At 44.6% G+C, this 16,158-nt stretch carries 17 protein-coding genes and 2 tRNA genes; 10 read left to right on the top strand and 9 right to left on the bottom strand.

Annotation, left to right across the window (positions count from 1 at the left end; all coding sequences use genetic code 11):
• The first annotated feature begins 145 nt into the window (after nucleotides 1-145).
• The gene (locus R7P64_RS16050) at nucleotides 146-529 is read left to right on the top strand and encodes a hypothetical protein (RefSeq protein WP_005384085.1); all 384 of its coding nucleotides are present in this window, start codon (nucleotides 146-148) and stop codon (nucleotides 527-529) included.
• Nucleotides 530-850: 321 nt separating this feature from the next.
• Here R7P64_RS16050 and R7P64_RS16045 read toward each other — a convergent pair.
• Nucleotides 851-927 (bottom strand) — tRNA-Pro (locus R7P64_RS16045).
• Nucleotides 928-1,186: 259 nt separating this feature from the next.
• Between R7P64_RS16045 and R7P64_RS16040 the strand changes: the two genes are divergently transcribed.
• The 3 genes from R7P64_RS16040 to rluF all read left to right on the top strand — a co-directional run bounded on the left by R7P64_RS16040 (nucleotide 1,187) and on the right by rluF (nucleotide 3,293).
• Nucleotides 1,187-1,327, top strand: a complete 141-nt coding sequence (locus tag R7P64_RS16040) for a DUF3149 domain-containing protein (protein ID WP_005382236.1) — start codon at nucleotides 1,187-1,189, stop codon at nucleotides 1,325-1,327.
• A gap of 132 nt (nucleotides 1,328-1,459) precedes the next feature.
• Nucleotides 1,460-2,041, top strand: a complete 582-nt coding sequence (gene smrA, locus R7P64_RS16035) for a DNA endonuclease SmrA (protein ID WP_213894378.1) — start codon at nucleotides 1,460-1,462, stop codon at nucleotides 2,039-2,041.
• A gap of 94 nt (nucleotides 2,042-2,135) precedes the next feature.
• Nucleotides 2,136-3,293 (top strand): 23S rRNA pseudouridine(2604) synthase RluF, encoded by a 1,158-nt coding sequence (gene rluF, locus R7P64_RS16030; protein ID WP_064377052.1) that lies wholly within the window; start codon nucleotides 2,136-2,138, stop codon nucleotides 3,291-3,293.
• Nucleotides 3,294-3,357: 64 nt separating this feature from the next.
• Here the strand turns inward: rluF and ybaK are convergent, their stop codons facing one another.
• From ybaK to hemA, 8 genes are all read right to left on the bottom strand, one after another.
• Nucleotides 3,358-3,831 carry a Cys-tRNA(Pro) deacylase gene (gene ybaK, locus R7P64_RS16025; protein WP_262635238.1) on the bottom strand — a complete coding sequence of 158 codons (474 nt, stop codon included), beginning with the start codon at nucleotides 3,829-3,831 and terminating at the stop codon, nucleotides 3,358-3,360.
• A 102-nt stretch (nucleotides 3,832-3,933) separates the two neighbouring features.
• On the bottom strand, nucleotides 3,934-5,616 hold the full coding sequence (gene ushA, locus R7P64_RS16020; protein WP_262635237.1) for a bifunctional UDP-sugar hydrolase/5'-nucleotidase UshA: 1,683 nt from the start codon (nucleotides 5,614-5,616) through the stop codon (nucleotides 3,934-3,936).
• Between the two features lie 220 nt (nucleotides 5,617-5,836).
• The gene (gene kdsA, locus R7P64_RS16015; protein ID WP_005384095.1) at nucleotides 5,837-6,688 is read right to left on the bottom strand and encodes a 3-deoxy-8-phosphooctulonate synthase; all 852 of its coding nucleotides are present in this window, start codon (nucleotides 6,686-6,688) and stop codon (nucleotides 5,837-5,839) included.
• Nucleotides 6,689-6,741: 53 nt separating this feature from the next.
• Nucleotides 6,742-7,551: a SirB1 family protein gene (locus tag R7P64_RS16010; protein WP_005384098.1), complete on the bottom strand. Its 810-nt coding sequence runs from the start codon at nucleotides 7,549-7,551 to the stop codon at nucleotides 6,742-6,744.
• A 5-nt stretch (nucleotides 7,552-7,556) separates the two neighbouring features.
• Complete coding sequence (locus tag R7P64_RS16005) at nucleotides 7,557-7,940, bottom strand: SirB2 family protein (RefSeq protein WP_005382225.1); 384 nt, start codon at nucleotides 7,938-7,940, stop codon at nucleotides 7,557-7,559.
• A gap of 40 nt (nucleotides 7,941-7,980) precedes the next feature.
• Complete coding sequence (gene prmC / locus R7P64_RS16000) at nucleotides 7,981-8,835, bottom strand: peptide chain release factor N(5)-glutamine methyltransferase (RefSeq protein ID WP_017634841.1); 855 nt, start codon at nucleotides 8,833-8,835, stop codon at nucleotides 7,981-7,983.
• A gap of 3 nt (nucleotides 8,836-8,838) precedes the next feature.
• On the bottom strand, nucleotides 8,839-9,927 hold the full coding sequence (gene prfA / locus R7P64_RS15995; protein ID WP_005382222.1) for a peptide chain release factor 1: 1,089 nt from the start codon (nucleotides 9,925-9,927) through the stop codon (nucleotides 8,839-8,841).
• 29 nt (nucleotides 9,928-9,956) lie between these two features.
• The gene (hemA, locus tag R7P64_RS15990; RefSeq protein WP_005384104.1) at nucleotides 9,957-11,213 is read right to left on the bottom strand and encodes a glutamyl-tRNA reductase; all 1,257 of its coding nucleotides are present in this window, start codon (nucleotides 11,211-11,213) and stop codon (nucleotides 9,957-9,959) included.
• 134 nt (nucleotides 11,214-11,347) lie between these two features.
• On the opposite strand from hemA, the gene lolB reads away from it, so the two are divergent.
• The 6 genes from lolB (at nucleotide 11,348) to R7P64_RS15960 (ending at nucleotide 16,032) form a co-directional block, all read left to right on the top strand.
• Complete coding sequence (lolB, locus tag R7P64_RS15985) at nucleotides 11,348-11,986, top strand: lipoprotein insertase outer membrane protein LolB (protein WP_017634843.1); 639 nt, start codon at nucleotides 11,348-11,350, stop codon at nucleotides 11,984-11,986.
• The gene (gene ispE / locus R7P64_RS15980) at nucleotides 11,983-12,855 is read left to right on the top strand and encodes a 4-(cytidine 5'-diphospho)-2-C-methyl-D-erythritol kinase (RefSeq protein ID WP_064369040.1); all 873 of its coding nucleotides are present in this window, start codon (nucleotides 11,983-11,985) and stop codon (nucleotides 12,853-12,855) included. The genes lolB and ispE overlap by 4 nt, the downstream gene beginning before the upstream one ends.
• A gap of 27 nt (nucleotides 12,856-12,882) precedes the next feature.
• Nucleotides 12,883-13,827 (top strand): ribose-phosphate pyrophosphokinase, encoded by a 945-nt coding sequence (locus R7P64_RS15975; RefSeq protein ID WP_005393176.1) that lies wholly within the window; start codon nucleotides 12,883-12,885, stop codon nucleotides 13,825-13,827.
• 151 nt (nucleotides 13,828-13,978) lie between these two features.
• Nucleotides 13,979-14,569 carry an aminoacyl-tRNA hydrolase gene (pth, locus tag R7P64_RS15970; protein WP_104978865.1) on the top strand — a complete coding sequence of 197 codons (591 nt, stop codon included), beginning with the start codon at nucleotides 13,979-13,981 and terminating at the stop codon, nucleotides 14,567-14,569.
• A gap of 10 nt (nucleotides 14,570-14,579) precedes the next feature.
• Nucleotides 14,580-15,671 (top strand): redox-regulated ATPase YchF, encoded by a 1,092-nt coding sequence (gene ychF / locus R7P64_RS15965; RefSeq protein ID WP_005393178.1) that lies wholly within the window; start codon nucleotides 14,580-14,582, stop codon nucleotides 15,669-15,671.
• Nucleotides 15,672-15,955: 284 nt separating this feature from the next.
• Nucleotides 15,956-16,032, top strand: a tRNA-Met gene (locus R7P64_RS15960).
• The last annotated feature ends 126 nt before the right edge of the window (nucleotides 16,033-16,158 follow it).

The following is a 16,158-nucleotide window of genomic DNA, read 5'->3' as shown; positions in this document are numbered from 1 at the left end:
TTTGAAAAATGCCATTTAAATACAATTATTTAAATACAACCATTTAAAATTCATTCAAACTTTCTTATAAAACGCCGTTAAGCTAAGTGGATACAAAACAACTCATATGAAATTTAAATATTTATTCCTATACACGATTGGAATTATGCTCACTTCTTCGCTGTCTTATGCTAAACCGCCATGCAACGTAGAAGCTTTTCAAGCTATTGATATAACTCCGGAAGTAAAAGGCGGTGTTTTAGATAAAGAGAGTGGTCAATTTCTTATTACCGAAAAACCAATGATGCGTTGCGCGAACATCACGTTTTCAACAGCCCACACTCGAAATCGCGTTGCACATATGATGAACCAAGGCTTTGAAGCGGTTTACTATGATGGAAATACAAGCAAATCTCACTCAGTAACGTTTGATGAAGACGATTTAAAAGCGGGTTACGTCAAGATTGGTCCAAATCACCCAAAGACCGCTTATGTCTGCTTCACTACTTCTGAAACTCCTATCAATACTATCTCGTGTGACATCAAGTAATAAATTTACTCACTCTAAAAAATGAAAAGGCCCTACATTTCTGTAGAGCCTTCCTCTCAATACGTGTCGGTGAAGTGCCATATTCGAACATCAGGCGAACCCCAATTTGATTCGATACTATTGAAGTCTAAAATTACTAGCGCTAAAAACGACGAAAGCCTGCTCATTGAGCAGGCTTTCTAAAAGTGGTCGGTGAAGTAGGGATTCGACGCGACCGAGCTTCCAGAGGCCTGGCATTCCAGACCCCGATCCTCTGGTTCCAAATAAATATCACCAAATACGAAAAAGGCTCTACATTTCTGTAGAGCCTTTTTCTCAATATGGTCGGTGAAGAGGGATTCGAACCCCCGACCCTCTGGTCCCAAACCAGATGCGCTACCAAGCTGCGCTATTCACCGATATGTTTAACTGAGGAATTGTCCCCGTCAACGAGTGCGTATATTACGGATTCTGAACTGTGGCGCAAGTGCTTTTTACAAAAAAACCTTAGGTCTTAATTCGTTTGATGAATAACTGAACACTAGCACGTAAAATGTGACTGATAACTCACAACAAAATACAGTTTATTAACCTTAGCAACATAATTGATCCAGATCAGTGTGCAACAAGACACCGCCATTTAGTTTATTCCTGTCGGGAACATCTTGGAGGAAACGTATGGACTTTTGGCTTGATCTCCTATTTGGTAATGCAGTGGGTCTATCGTCAATGATAGTAATTTTTGGGGCAATTGGTCTGATGTTATTTTACGGCGGTTTCTTCATATACAAGATCATGAACGACAAATCTCCTCACTAGATCTCGCTTAGCTCTAGAAACGCTTTGCACCGGAGTCGGTTACTTGCCTACTCCGGTTTTTTATTTGATCTCAATGCACCACTCATTGATATAATCCTATTATTCTTCCCTGTTCTTAATGAGATTACTGCTATGTCTCACGACGACGATTTTGATCTATTTCAACAGATGATGGGCGATGTAAAGCCAATCACTCAAGACACCACCGAACACAAAAAAGTACACCAAGTAACAGAAGCACAGCTCGCAAAACGCGAAGCAGCAATCTGGTTAACGGAAGATGACCCAGAATACCTATCACTTGATCACGCTGAAATGCTCAAGCCAGAGGACTTTGTTGAGTTCAAACGTGATGGTGTACAGGACGGGGTTTACCGCAAACTTCGCCTTGGTAAGTATCCAATCCAAGCTCGCTTGGATTTGCACCGTAAAACATTGAAAGAAGCACGTGATGAAGTCGTAAAGTTTTTAAAACAGTGCCTATCAATGGACATACGAACGGTCGTTATTGTCCACGGCCGAGGAGAACGCTCAAATCCACCTGCAATGATGAAAAGCTTTGTTAGCAGTTGGCTACGACAAATAAAGGAAGTCCAATGCATCCATAGTGCGCAACGCTTTCACGGTGGAACTGGAGCCGTTTACGTCCTACTTAGAAAAAGTGCGGAAAAGAAATTAGAAACCCGCGAACGTCACCAAAAACGGTTAGGCTAAATTTCACCCTAATGCTAGAATGCCCGCCCTTATTCTTCCTTCCCCTTAAAGGAAGGGAGCTTCATTCGCCGTTGTGAAACGTTAGGAGACAAAAATGTCACAAGACAACGCTAAACGATTAAATAAATTCATCAGTGAAACGGGGTTTTGCTCACGCCGTGAAGCAGACAGACTGATTGAGCAAGGCCGTGTCACCATTAATGGCAACAAACCTGAAATGGGGACAAAAGTGCTACCTGGTGATGATGTTTGTGTGGATGGTAAGCCAGTGGCAGCAAAAGAGAAGCCGATTTATATCGCTCTCAATAAACCAACAGGCATCACCTGTACAACTGAGAGAGACGTCCCCGGAAACATCGTTGATTTCATCGGCCACCAAAAACGTATCTTTCCGATCGGCCGCTTAGACAAACCCTCTGATGGTCTGATCTTTTTGACCAACGATGGCGACATCGTGAACAAAATCCTTCGCGCAGGCAACAGCCACGAAAAAGAGTACGTCGTACGCGTGGACAAGCCAATTACAGGCGAGTTTCTCAAACAGATGTCGAGTGGCGTTAAGATTCTCGACACAGTCACCCTACCTTGTAAGGTAACGAAAGAAACTAAATTCTCTTTCCGTATTGTGCTCACTCAAGGACTTAACCGTCAGATCCGTCGCATGTGTGAAGCGCTGGGCTATGAAGTATTCAAGCTGCGTCGCGTACGCATCATGAATATCTCTCTTGATGGTATTCCCAATGGGAAATGGCGTTATCTAAGTGACGAAGAAGTGGCAGAGATCCTAGCAATGTGTGAAGGCTCGGTAGGTACAGAAGAAGCATCAAAAACAGACTCTAGAGGTCGCAACATTCGTAAAGCGACCGACGCGAAGCTGTTTGATAGCCGTGAAGAAAACCAAGATTCTACTGCTCGTCGTAACCAGAAGACACGAACTTTCCGTGGTAACAATGCTGATGAATTCCGTCATGCACCAAACTCGAAAAAAGGTCAACAAAAGCGTCGTCAGCGTGATGATGAAGGCGGACGTCCAGCTAAAGAACATTACAAAGCGAAACCACAAGGTGAACGCAGCAGACCGCAAGGCGAGCATGGTAAATCACACCGTAAACCAGATGCATCGAGCAATACGCATTCAGCAAACAAGCCTCAATCACCGAGTAAGCCTAAGCAGCATTACATGAACCCAAATGCCGCGAAACCAAGTAAACCAGCTAAACGCACTGGTGGTACATTGAGTCTGAAGAAGTAACGCTTCACTGACAGGCAAGATCAAAAAAGGACGCTCATGAGCGTCCTTTTTATTTGTCATGAGTTTACAAACAAAGAGGTGCAAACTGACCGCGAGTTAAGCTCAGCAAATCTCTCGGGGCTAACTCAATTTCTAAACCACGTTTACCAGCACTCACACAGATTGTGTCTTGCTCTAATGCGCTTTCGTGCAAAAAAGTAGGTAAGGCTTTCTTCTGCCCTAGTGGGCTAATTCCACCAACGACATAACCTGTGGTCTTTTGCGCGATTTCCGGATCAGCCATATCGGCCTTCTTGCCCTTCGCTGCTTTCGCCGCCAGTTTTAGGTTCAGCTTTTGATCAACAGGGATAATCGCAACCGCAAGGTTCTTTGGCTCCCCGTTCAAGCAGAACAGCAAGGTTTTAAATACTGTTTTCGGATCCTGCCCCAGTACTTCAGCAGCCTCCAAGCCATAACTATCGGCTCTAGGGTCATGCTCATACTGATGAATCGTGTGTGGAATTTTTTTCTTTTTCGCAAGATTAATGGCCGGAGTCATCAAGATTCTCCTCATAAAAACAAAAAGCGCAGACTGAATTGGATCTGCGCTTTTAGTTAATGATATCAGCGAGTTTGAGTCAATCGCTTTTTCTCTGTTGGGTTACTGATCAATCGCCGTATCAACTAAATACGTGATTTCACCTGAAGGGGCATACTCATTAACATCAATAGGGCTGTGTGTTTCTAAATAATCCTTCAGAACCTCAGCATCGGTAAAACCTGTATTTACATACCCTGGATGATCGTCGATTTTAGGGTAACCATCTCCACCAGCAGCATTATAGCTTGGTACGGTAAAGCGGTAATTACCATCTAAGCGAAGTTGCTTATTACCAATGAACACATTGGTTACCTCACCATTATTGATACTCATCGCAATGCCGGCAAACTGTGCATAAGCCCCAGAGTCAACAGGCTTAGTTGCAACGACATTTAGATAATCTAATACCTCTTTACCCGTCATATCAACGTAAGAAACCATATTGCCAAATGGCTGAACAGTGAGCACGTCTTTATAAGTAATATCACCCGCAGCAATCGAATCTCGAACACCACCAGAATTCATTACGGCGAAATCTGCTTTCGCACGTTCCATGTGAGCCGTTGCAATTAATCGGCCTAAGTTTGTTTGCTGGTAACGAACCACATTGCGGTCACCCTCAAGCTTACCGTTAGATTCTGCAATCTTCACGTTTAGTTTGCCCTGACCTTTTTCTTGATAAGGACGAAGAAACTCAAGCATCATTTCGTCTTGTTTAATCTCTTCTTGGATCAAGACTCGTTGCGACTGACCATCAACTTTAACTTTCTTTTTCAAGTTTACAGGGATTAGATCGTAGCTCACCATCGAGAGTTCGCCATTACGAAACTCGTAATCGGCGCGTCCCACATATTTCCCCCACTCATGTGCCTGAACAATAAAGGTACCATTTTGTTTATCGGGCTGACATTCATCACCTGGTTTAAAGTTCTTTTTGATAACGTTTGGACCTTCCATGCACACAGGTTCTTGTGAGTGTCCTCCAACGATCATGTCGAGATCGCCGTCATTCAAATAACGAGCTAACGCCACATCGCCAGGAGCATTGATGCCTCTATTACCATTTTCATAGTGTCCCATATGCGTGACAGCAAAAATCAGATCTGGATACTCTGTCTCTTTCAGTTCTGCAATCAACTCCTTGGCTTCTTCTTTCGGGTCACGGAAGTCAATTTGTTCAATGAATTCAGGGTTGCCAAGTTTCGCAGTGTCTTCGGTTGTAAGACCAATGACCGCAATTTTAATGCCCTGCTTTTTAAACATCGCGTATGGTTGGAATAAACGCTTGCCAGTATTTTTATCGTAAATATTGGCAGACAACATCGGAAAGTTTGCCCACTCTTGCTGCTTGAATAGCACGTCCAATGGATTATCAAACTCATGATTACCTAGAGCCATCGCATCGTAACCAATTTTGCTCATGCCTTTGAAATCCGGCTCGGCATCTTGTAAATCAGACTCAGGTACTCCTGTGTTGATGTCACCACCAGAAAGCAATAACACGCTCCCCCCCTCAGCCTGTATTTCTTCGCGCAAATCATCGATTAACGTTTTACGCGCCGCCATGCCATATTCACCGTATCGATTTTGCCAAAAGCGACCATGATGATCGTTAGTGTGCAATACGGTCAATTTATAGGTTGTATCGGCATTCCATTCTGGTGCAGGTTGCGTAGCACACCCAGCTAACGAGGCCAAGATAGCGGCACTCAAAACAGTTTTGATCATCAGACGCTGATTCATTTATTTACCTTTTTCTTATTGGGATTACTGATGCACATTTTAAGCATTGGATCTATTTGAAAACCACGTGCACCCTAACACATTGATTTAATAATTATGATGCATTGTTTAGCAATAACAAATTCATCAGTAACAAGTTTGAGAATTCACGGCTTTTCAGATAAAAAAATAGCCAACACTCGGTTGGCTATAGTATTTGTTACCACCAGTCATCTGGCGTTTACTTGATATCGATATCTGCAAAGCTCTTGATCAGATCATCAAGCGATTTCATTTGTGCTAAGAATGGCTCTAACTTGTCTAGAGGCAGTGCAGATGGGCCATCACAACGCGCTTGGTCTGGGTTTGGGTGCGCTTCGATAAATAGACCTGCGATGCCTGTCGCTAGACCCGCTTTAGCAAGCTCAACTGTCTGCTCACGACGACCGCCAGATGCTGCGCCTGATGGGTCACGCATTTGTAGTGAGTGCGTTACGTCAAAGATGATTGGGCTACCTTTCGAAGCATTTTTCATCACACCAAAACCAAGCATGTCTACAACTAGGTTATCGTAACCGTGGCAAGAACCGCGCTCACATAGGATGATCTTGTCGTTACCGCATTCTGCGAACTTCTCAACGATGTTACCCACTTGACCTGGGCTCATAAATTGAGGTTTCTTCACGTTGATAACCGCACCTGTTTTGGCCATAGCTTCAACAAGGTCAGTTTGACGAGCTAGGAATGCAGGAAGCTGAATAACGTCTACCACGTCAGCGACAGGTTGAGCTTGCGCTTCAGTGTGAACGTCCGTGATGATCTTTACACCAAAAGTGTCTTTCAGCTCCTGAAAGATTTTCATACCTTCTTCCAGACCTGGACCACGGTATGAATGAACAGAACTGCGGTTTGCTTTGTCAAACGACGCCTTAAATACGTAAGGAATACCAAGTTTTTCCGTTACTTTTACGTAGTGCTCACAGATCTGCATCGCAAGATCACGAGACTCAAGAACGTTCATACCTGCAAATAGGGTGAATGGCTTGTCGTTAGCAACCTGAATGTCGCCGATATTAACGATTTTCTGTTCCATTTTGATTCTCTTTTTCTGTCCACGATACGCCACCGTTCGGCACATCGATAAAATTAGTGAAGTGTGACGTGCGTTTCACTCATCACATTAACTTGTGATTTTAGTAGCTCGGAAGCCGGATCGTCAGGGCATTGGTCAATAAAGTACTGAAAATCTGATACCGCTACTTGAGGGCACTCTAGCTGTTGGAAAATAAAACCACGGTCACGAATTTCGTATGGGTCATCTGGCACAAATGTTAGAGCAAGATTTGTACAACGTAATGCCAGCGTATAATGCTCTTCACGCAACATCGCACTTTTAATCAATGCCAACCAGCGACCAATAATTGTTGGGTTGTCAGCTTCCTCAAAATGTTCAGGCTTTAGCTGAGCTAACGGTCCTTCCTGGCCAATAAGCCAAGCTTGAAGAATCCTTTCACCTACATACTCACCATTAAATGGGTTGATGTAGTCTGGCTTCTTATGCATCCAATCGACTTTTAACAGGAACTGAGTAGGGAAAGTAACTCCCTTCAACGGGAACCCCAGCTTTTTGCCTAGGTATAACAAAATCGAACCTAAGCTCACAGGAATACCTTTTCTGCGCTCCAACACTTTATCGATGAAGCTGTTGTCCGAAATAAAGTATTCCTGCTCGTCGCCTTTGAACCCCCACTCGTGGAAAAACAGTCGTAGGAATGCATCAAATCGTTGCTCTTCATCGGTTTCATGAACAAGCGTGGCTTCTGCATCTTTGTAAAGACGCTCTAACTCTTGTTTCGCCCAATGTACTTTGGTTTCTGGGTTAATCGCTTTGTTTAGCTCAAGCGCACCTTCCACCAACGGTATATTGTCAAAATCTTCGTCAAAAAACTCTAACATGACGTCTATCCAAATAACGTAGGGCTCTTAGACACAGCAATGTTTGCAGCCATGACCAACCAACCTAATGCGCCGAAAAAGCCAAATATCTTCAGTAGGTTGTTTTTCGCAAGTTTCAATGAGAAGAATCCAAGCGCAATGTACGCCAGTACGCAGGTGATTTTGTTTGTTAACCACGGTGCGGCATCGGTAAACGGGATGAAACCCGTAATGAAAATAAGCGCGATACCTGACACTAGCAATGCAGTATCAACGATGTGGGGAAACACTTTCAAAAAGCGATTATTTCGCTTCGGTGAGTTCATCATCATTAACACGAATCGGATCGATAGTAGCGTCGCGCTGAGAGCGATCGTCACTAAGTGTATGTGTTTTAGAGCTACGTACATTTTTCTTCTCTTTTTAGTTAGTGTTTGCTGACTTCCATGATTAACTGGCCAGACAACCAAGTGTTACTCGATCGTTACCGCCATAATCTTTTTCCGTAGCGACCTGTTGGTAACCAAAGCCACGCATTATCTCACGCACCGCCTCACCTTGATCATAACCATGTTCAAATGCCAGCCAACCGCCCACTTCAAGATACTGACGAGCAAGATCCGAGATATGACGAATATCAGCTAAGCCATTCTCTTTAGCAACTAATGCAGATTTTGGCTCAAAGCGCACATCGCCTTGGGATAAATGTGGATCTTTTTCATCAATATATGGCGGGTTGGAGACAATTAAAGCAAACTTCGTACCTTCTGTAATAGGCTCAAACCAACTGCCTTGAGCAAAGGTCACATTTTTGATGTTTAGCTGCTCAGCATTGTACTCTGCAAGTGCTTTCGCTTCTTGCTTAAGGTCTACGCCCATCACTTGACGCTTTGGCATTTCAGATGCAAGCGCGATGGCGATAGCTCCCGTCCCCGTTCCAAGATCTAAAATAGGCCCAGTCTGCTCGTAGGTCTTATCGAGTGCAACTTCGACCAAACGTTCTGTATCCGGTCTTGGGATCAAGGTAGAGGGAGAAACTTTGAATGGTAAAGACCAAAACTCTCGCTCACCAATAATATAAGCGACGGGTTCACCAGTTAAACGTCGTTCAAGTAGAGCGTCAAACTGAGATTTTTGCTCTGCTTCTAATGCTTTTTCTGGCCAGGTCAGCAGGTAAGTTCGTGGTTTGCCAAGGACATGGCAAAGGAGTACAGCTGCATCGAGAGAAGGCGACTCTTTGCCGCCTTCTGCCAGTTTCGCCGTCGCACTTTTCAGTGCTTGCTCAATCGATTGAACTTGGCTCATCGATTAGCCGTTCTCTGCGAGCGCCGCAAGTTGGTCTGCTTGGTGCTCTTGAATCACAGGATCAATCAAGCTCTGCAGGTCACCTTCCATCACTTCGTTCAAACGATAGATGGTCAGGTTGATACGGTGATCAGACACACGACCTTGTGGGTAGTTGTATGTACGAATACGGTCACTACGGTCACCAGAACCTAGAAGGTTACGACGTGTATCAGACACTTCTGCGGCACGACGCTCTTCTTCCGCTTGAACGATACGAGCAGCAAGAACCGCCATTGCTTTCGCTTTGTTCTTGTGCTGTGAACGCTCATCCTGACACTCTACTACCGTACCCGTTGGTAAGTGGGTAATACGAATTGCAGAATCCGTGGTGTTAACGTGCTGACCACCCGCGCCAGATGCACGGAACGTATCGATTTTCAGGTCTGCTGCTTTGATTTCAGGCAGATCCGCTTCAGGGATTTCCGCCATTACTGCTACTGTACAAGCAGAAGTATGCACACGGCCTTGAGATTCAGTTGCAGGAACACGCTGTACACGGTGACCGCCTGACTCAAATTTCAACACGCCGTATGCACCGTCGCCGCTTACTTTCGCGATCATCTCTTTGTAACCACCGTGCTCTGCCTCGTTTGAAGACATGACTTCGATGCGCCAGCCACGCTTTTCTGCGTACTTGCTGTACATACGGAATAGATCACCCGCGAAGATACCCGCTTCGTCGCCACCCGCACCTGCACGAATTTCTAGGAAACAGTTACGATCATCGTTCGGATCTTTTGGCAGAAGAAGAATCTGTAACTCATCAGTAAGACGCTCAATCGTCGCTTTCGCTTCTTTGATTTCTTCTTGCGCCATTTCACGCATTTCTTCGTCGTCTTCGTTTGCCATCTCTTCAGCGGCGACAAGATCTTCTTGTGCTTGTTGATAAGCTTGGAAGCACTTGGTTACTTCTTCTAGCTGAGAGTACTCTCTTGATAGAGCACGGAATTTGTCCTGATTTCCAATTACATCAGGATCACCAAGAAGATGTTGAACTTCTTCGTAACGTTCTACTAGCGTTTCTAGCTTAGTCAGAATAGAGGCTTTCATAGTGTCGTTTTCTTAATAAAAAGCGTGAGTTATAGATCATCCAAGCCAAGTGTTTGGCGGATAATCGTTAATTTTGCTGGTTCGCCTTGCTCTGCTGCACTTTGCAATGCGCGAGTTGGAGCGTGAATCAGTTTGTTGGTGAGTTTATTACTCAGCTCGCGCAGCACTTTCTCCGGATCTGCGCCTGCCGCTAAAGATTGCAAACTTTTGCTCAGTAACTCTTCACGAATTTCGTTGGCTGATTTGCGATAGTCGCGAATACTATCGACGGCTTGCAGTGAACGCAACCATGTCATAAATGCAGCGCTTTCTTCACTAACAATCGCTTCAGCTTGAATCGCTTCGACTTTACGCTGCTCAATGTTGCTGTCGATGATAGATTGCAAGTCATCAACAGAATACAGATATGCGTCGTTCAGTTCACCGACTTCCGACTCTACATCTCGCGGCACCGCAATATCTACTAACAAGATAGGTTGATGTCGGCGCTGCTTTAGAGCCGTTTCGACCATACCTTTGCCAATAATAGGCAATGGGCTCGCCGTTGAGCTAATCACAATGTCCGCTTTCGCCAAATGTTCAGGAATTTCGTTCAAACTGATCACTTCTGCGCCAAATTGGTCCGCTAAGCCTTGCGCGCGCTCTTTAGTGCGGTTCGCGACAATCATTTTTGTGCAACCGTTGGACGCTAAATGCTTCGCGACCAATTCAATCGTCTCGCCCGCACCAACTAAAAGCACGGTTGAATCTGATAACGACTCAAAAATATGTTTTGCCAGTGTACATGCCGCATAAGCCACGGACACGGCATTACCACCAATATCTGTCTCTGTTCTTACCCGTTTGGCGACTGAGAACGTCTTTTGAAACAGTTTATCAATCGAGGCATCGACAGCTTGATGATCTCGCGAGTCAGAAAATGCTTGCTTTACCTGCCCCAAAATTTGAGGCTCACCCAACACCAGAGAGTCAAGACCGCACGATACGCGCATCAAATGCTTTATTGCAGCTTGTTCTTCATGAACATACAAACTCGGCATTAAATCTTCGCGGCTCACTTGATGAAATTGAGCAAGCCAATCGATCAACTTGTTTCGCGCTCCTTGCTTAACATCGCAGTACAACTCAGTTCGGTTACAGGTTGAAACAATCACACTGCCGTTAACCGCTTCGTGCTCTCTAAGTTGCTCGAGTGCAGGGCCGAGTTTATCCGGACCAAACGCCACCTTCTCTCGCAAGTCGACAGACGCTGTATTGTGATTAATTCCAATAGCAAGCAAGGACATCTAACGTGGTATCTCTGGGATAGGTTATAAAATAGGTCCAGAATTTTACTGTAAGCACGCATTTATTGAAAGGGTAAGCCGGATTTGTTTTCCTAAGTGCGACTTTTCAATGCTATAGTTGTGAGCGATTCCCGATGAAACTGATTAATAAGCCATCAAACATGACGTTACGCTCCTTTATTCTTTTTTTCTTGTCGAGCTTACTGCTCGCTGGTTGTTCGTCCGTTCCTGAAAGTGTTACCAGCGTTGAATGGCAAGCTCATGAGCAGCGACTCGAAACCATCCAAGATTTTCAAGCAACGGGGAAACTTGGTTATATTGGCCCAGACCAAAGACAAAATTTAAACTTCTACTGGAAACATTCTTCAGCACTAAGCCAGTTGCGTTTAACAACGATTCTCGGACAAACGGCATTAAAGCTCACCATCACCCCACAAGGCGCCACAGTAGAAACTTACGATGATCAGGTCCTTTCTTCTCGCAGTGCTAATCAGCTGATTTACCGTCTTACAGGGTTGATGATGCCCGTCGATCACATGCCTGACTGGCTATTAGGTCTACCGACCGATGCCGACAAATTCCAACTGTCTCCAACCAATACACTGCAAGCGTTAAACAAACAAATTGGTTTAAATGATTGGAGTATTGCTTATCAACGATATGGCGACGTTCAATGGCATGAACAGTCTCTCCCTCTGCCAAATAAGCTGAAACTCACCACAGCTGATGTCAAAATAAATCTAGTGATCACAAAATGGAACATCACCCAATGATTGAACTTTCAACACGCTGGCCATCACCAGCGAAATTGAATCTCTTTCTATATATCAACGGCCGTACAGAGAATGGCTACCACGAGTTACAAACCTTATTCCAATTCGTCGATCACGGCGATGAGCTCACCATTCAAGCGAACCATTCTGGTGATATTACGATTTCTCCAGACATAGAAGGTGTGCCCCTTCAAGACAATTTAATTTGGAAAGCAGCAACCGCGCTTCAAACTTACTCAAACTGCCCTTTTGGCGCGCATATTGAGCTACAGAAAGTGCTGCCTATGGGTGGAGGCATTGGTGGGGGCTCATCGAATGCAGCTACAGCATTAGTGGCACTGAATTACTTATGGCAACTGAATCTAACTGACGACGAACTGGCTGAAATAGGTTTAAAACTAGGCGCAGACGTGCCCGTATTTGTGCGCGGATTTGCAGCTTTTGCTGAAGGTGTTGGTGAAAAACTCTCTCCTGCTTATCCCGAAGAAAAGTGGTATTTAGTCGTCAGACCGAATGTATCTATTGCAACCGTCGACGTTTTTTGTCATCCAGATCTGACGCGAAACACCCCAAAACGAGATCTAGAAACACTTTTAAATACGCCAAGCGTAAACGATTGCGAAAAAATTGTACGAATGCTCTACCCAGAGGTTGATAAGCAACTTTCTTGGCTGCTACAATACGCGCCGTCAAGATTGACGGGGACAGGATCTTGCGTTTTTGCTGAATTTTCGAGCAAATCTGAAGCAGAAACTATCCTTGCACAACTCTCTGATAAAGTCTCGGCATTTATCGCTCAAGGGCGCAATATTTCGCCATTAAAAGAGACTTTGGCTGAATACCAATCAGCCTCACACCGACCTATTTAAACTGGACGCAAACCCGAGGTTTCCACCGTGCCTGATATGAAGCTATTTGCTGGTAACGCAACACCTGAACTAGCCCAACGTATTGCTGATCGTCTTTACATCTCTCTTGGTGATGCATCTGTTTCTCGCTTTTCTGATGGCGAAGTTGCAGTTCAAATCAATGAGAATGTTCGTGGTAGCGATGTTTTCATCATTCAATCCACTTGTGCACCGACTAACGACAACCTAATGGAATTGGTTGTTATGATTGATGCAATGCGCCGTGCTTCAGCAGGCCGTATCACTGCAGTTATCCCTTACTTCGGCTACGCTCGCCAAGACCGTCGTGTACGTTCTGCGCGTGTGCCAATTACTGCAAAAGTTGTTGCTGATTTCCTATCTAACGTTGGTGTTGACCGCGTTCTAACTATCGACCTACACGCAGAGCAAATTCAAGGCTTCTTCGATGTACCTGTAGACAACATCTTCGGCACGCCAGTGCTACTTGAAGATATGCAGGCTCGCGGTCTAGATAACCCTGTAGTGGTATCTCCTGACCTAGGTGGCGTTGTTCGTGCTCGTGCAACAGCAAAAGCACTAGGCGACATCGACATCGCAATCGTAGATAAGCGTCGTCCACGTGCAAACGTTTCTGAAGTAATGAACCTAATCGGTGATGTTGAAGGTCGTGACTGTGTGATCGTTGATGACATGATCGACACAGGTGGCACACTATGTAAAGCAGCTGAAGCACTAAAAGAGCGCGGTGCTAAGCGTGTATTCGCTTACGCTACTCACGCAGTATTCTCAGGCAACGCTGCGGATAACATCAAGAACTCAGTTCTTGACCAAGTTATCGTAACTGACTCTATCTCTCTGTCTAAAGAGATGGCTGCAACAGGTAAAGTGACAACACTAAGCCTATCTCGCATGCTGGCTGAAGCGATTCGTCGTATCAGCAACGAAGAGTCAATCTCTGCAATGTTCAACTAATACGAACATTTCAGTTACACTGATTTCAAAAGCACCCCTCTTTGGGGTGTTTTTTTATTTGTACTGATAACTAGAAAATCCCTTGGTCGCCCACCGCGAGTTTTCTGTGCTATCATACTGCGCTTTTTGAGATTCCAGAGAGATCCTAACCTTGAGTCAACAAATCAAACTTCTTGTTGGTCTTGCTAATCCAGGACCAGAATACGCCAGAACTCGTCACAATGCGGGCGCTTGGGTTGTAGAAGAATTAGCACACGTTCACAACGTTACACTGAAGAACGAACCAAAGTTTTTTGGTCTAACAGGACGCATTATGGTCAATGGCCAGGATCTCCGTTTGCTTATCCCAACCACCTTCATGAATCTATCAGGTAAATCGATCGCAGCGCTTGCGAAATTTTATCAAATTAAACCTGAAGAGATCATGGTTGCTCATGACGAGCTAGACTTACCGCCAGGTGTCGCTAAGTTTAAAAAAGGTGGGGGTCACGGTGGACACAACGGTCTGCGTGACACCATTAGCAAACTGGGCAATAACAAAGATTTTTATCGTCTTCGTATTGGCATTGGTCATCCGGGACACAAAGATAAAGTGGCGGGTTTTGTATTAGGTAAAGCGCCAGCTAAAGAGCAAGAGCTTTTAGATGCAGCAGCTGATGAGGCTGTTCGTTGTCTAGATATCCTGATTAAGGATGGCCTATCTAAAGCACAAAATCGCCTCCACACGTTCAAAGCTGAATAAGGTTACTATCATGGGTTTTAAATGTGGCATCGTTGGTCTACCTAACGTAGGTAAATCAACTCTGTTCAACGCACTAACTAAAGCGGGTATCGAAGCAGCAAACTTCCCGTTCTGTACCATTGAACCAAACACTGGTGTGGTTCCTGTGCCAGATCTACGTCTAGACGCACTAGCTAAGATCGTTAACCCACAGAGAGTTCTTCCAACGACGATGGAGTTCGTGGACATCGCTGGTCTTGTTGCTGGTGCATCACGTGGTGAAGGTTTAGGTAACAAATTCCTAGCTAACATCCGTGAAACAGACGCGATTGGCCACGTTGTACGCTGTTTTGAAAACGAAAACATTGTTCACGTTTCAGGTAAAGTTTCACCTATCGAAGATATCGAAGTGATCAACCTTGAACTTGCAATGGCTGACCTTGATTCTTGTGAGCGAGCGATTCAACGTAACGCGAAGAAGGCAAAAGGCGGCGATAAAGACGCAAAATTTGAACTAACCGTACTAGAAAAACTGTTACCAGTACTAACTGAAGGCGGCATGGCACGCACAGTTGAGCTATCTAAAGAAGAGTTAGCAGCAATCGGCTACCTAAACTTCCTAACACTGAAGCCAACTATGTACATTGCAAACGTAAACGAAGATGGCTTCGAAAATAACCCATATCTAGATGCGGTTCGTGAGTTCGCAGAAAAAGAAAACAATGTCGTTGTACCTGTATGTGCAGCTATCGAATCTGAACTATCTGAACTAGAAGATGAAGATCGCGAAGAATTCCTAGCAGATATGGGGATCGAAGAGCCGGGCCTGAACCGTGTAATTCGCTCTGGTTACGAACTACTGACTCTACACACCTACTTCACAGCAGGTGTTAAAGAAGTACGTGCTTGGACAATCCCTGTTGGTGCAACTGCGCCTCAGGCGGCAGGTAAGATCCACACTGACTTCGAGAAAGGCTTTATTCGTGCAGAAGTAGTCGGTTACGACGATTTCATCCAATTCAATGGTGAAAATGGCGCAAAAGACGCAGGTAAATGGCGTCTAGAAGGTAAAGACTACATCGTAAAAGATGGCGATGTTGTACACTTCCGCTTCAATGTTTAATTAAATGAATGAATTCTAAACACTTCATTTACACTAAAAGCCAGCTGTTAAGCTGGCTTTTTTAATACCTTAAGTAAATGAACAAAAATAAATTACGCAACTGCAAGCTAATTTATTTCCAGTTTTAGATCATAAACACGCCTCTTTGTTTAAAAAGGAAGCGAACGAGGTTTTTTCCGAAATTTATTAAAAAAAACTGTTGACGGATCTCACTCAACTTCGCATAATGCGCGCCGTTCCCAACGACAAGGCAACAAAGCGTTGAGAACAAAAAATATGGTTTTGGCTACGTAGCTCAGCTGGTTAGAGCACATCACTCATAATGATGGGGTCACAGGTTCGAATCCCGTCGTAGCCACCATGAACAACGTTATTTAGGTTTTTACCAATTACCTTGATAACTACAGAATAAGTTGCGGAAGTGGCGGAATTGGTAGACGCACCAGATTTAGGTTCTGGCGCCGCAAGGTGTGAGAGTTCAAGTCTC

This window comes from Vibrio sp. 2304 (assembly GCF_033339475.1).
GTDB classification, from domain to species: domain Bacteria; phylum Pseudomonadota; class Gammaproteobacteria; order Enterobacterales; family Vibrionaceae; genus Vibrio; species Vibrio alginolyticus.
This window is presented reverse-complemented; position numbering and strand designations above follow the sequence as displayed.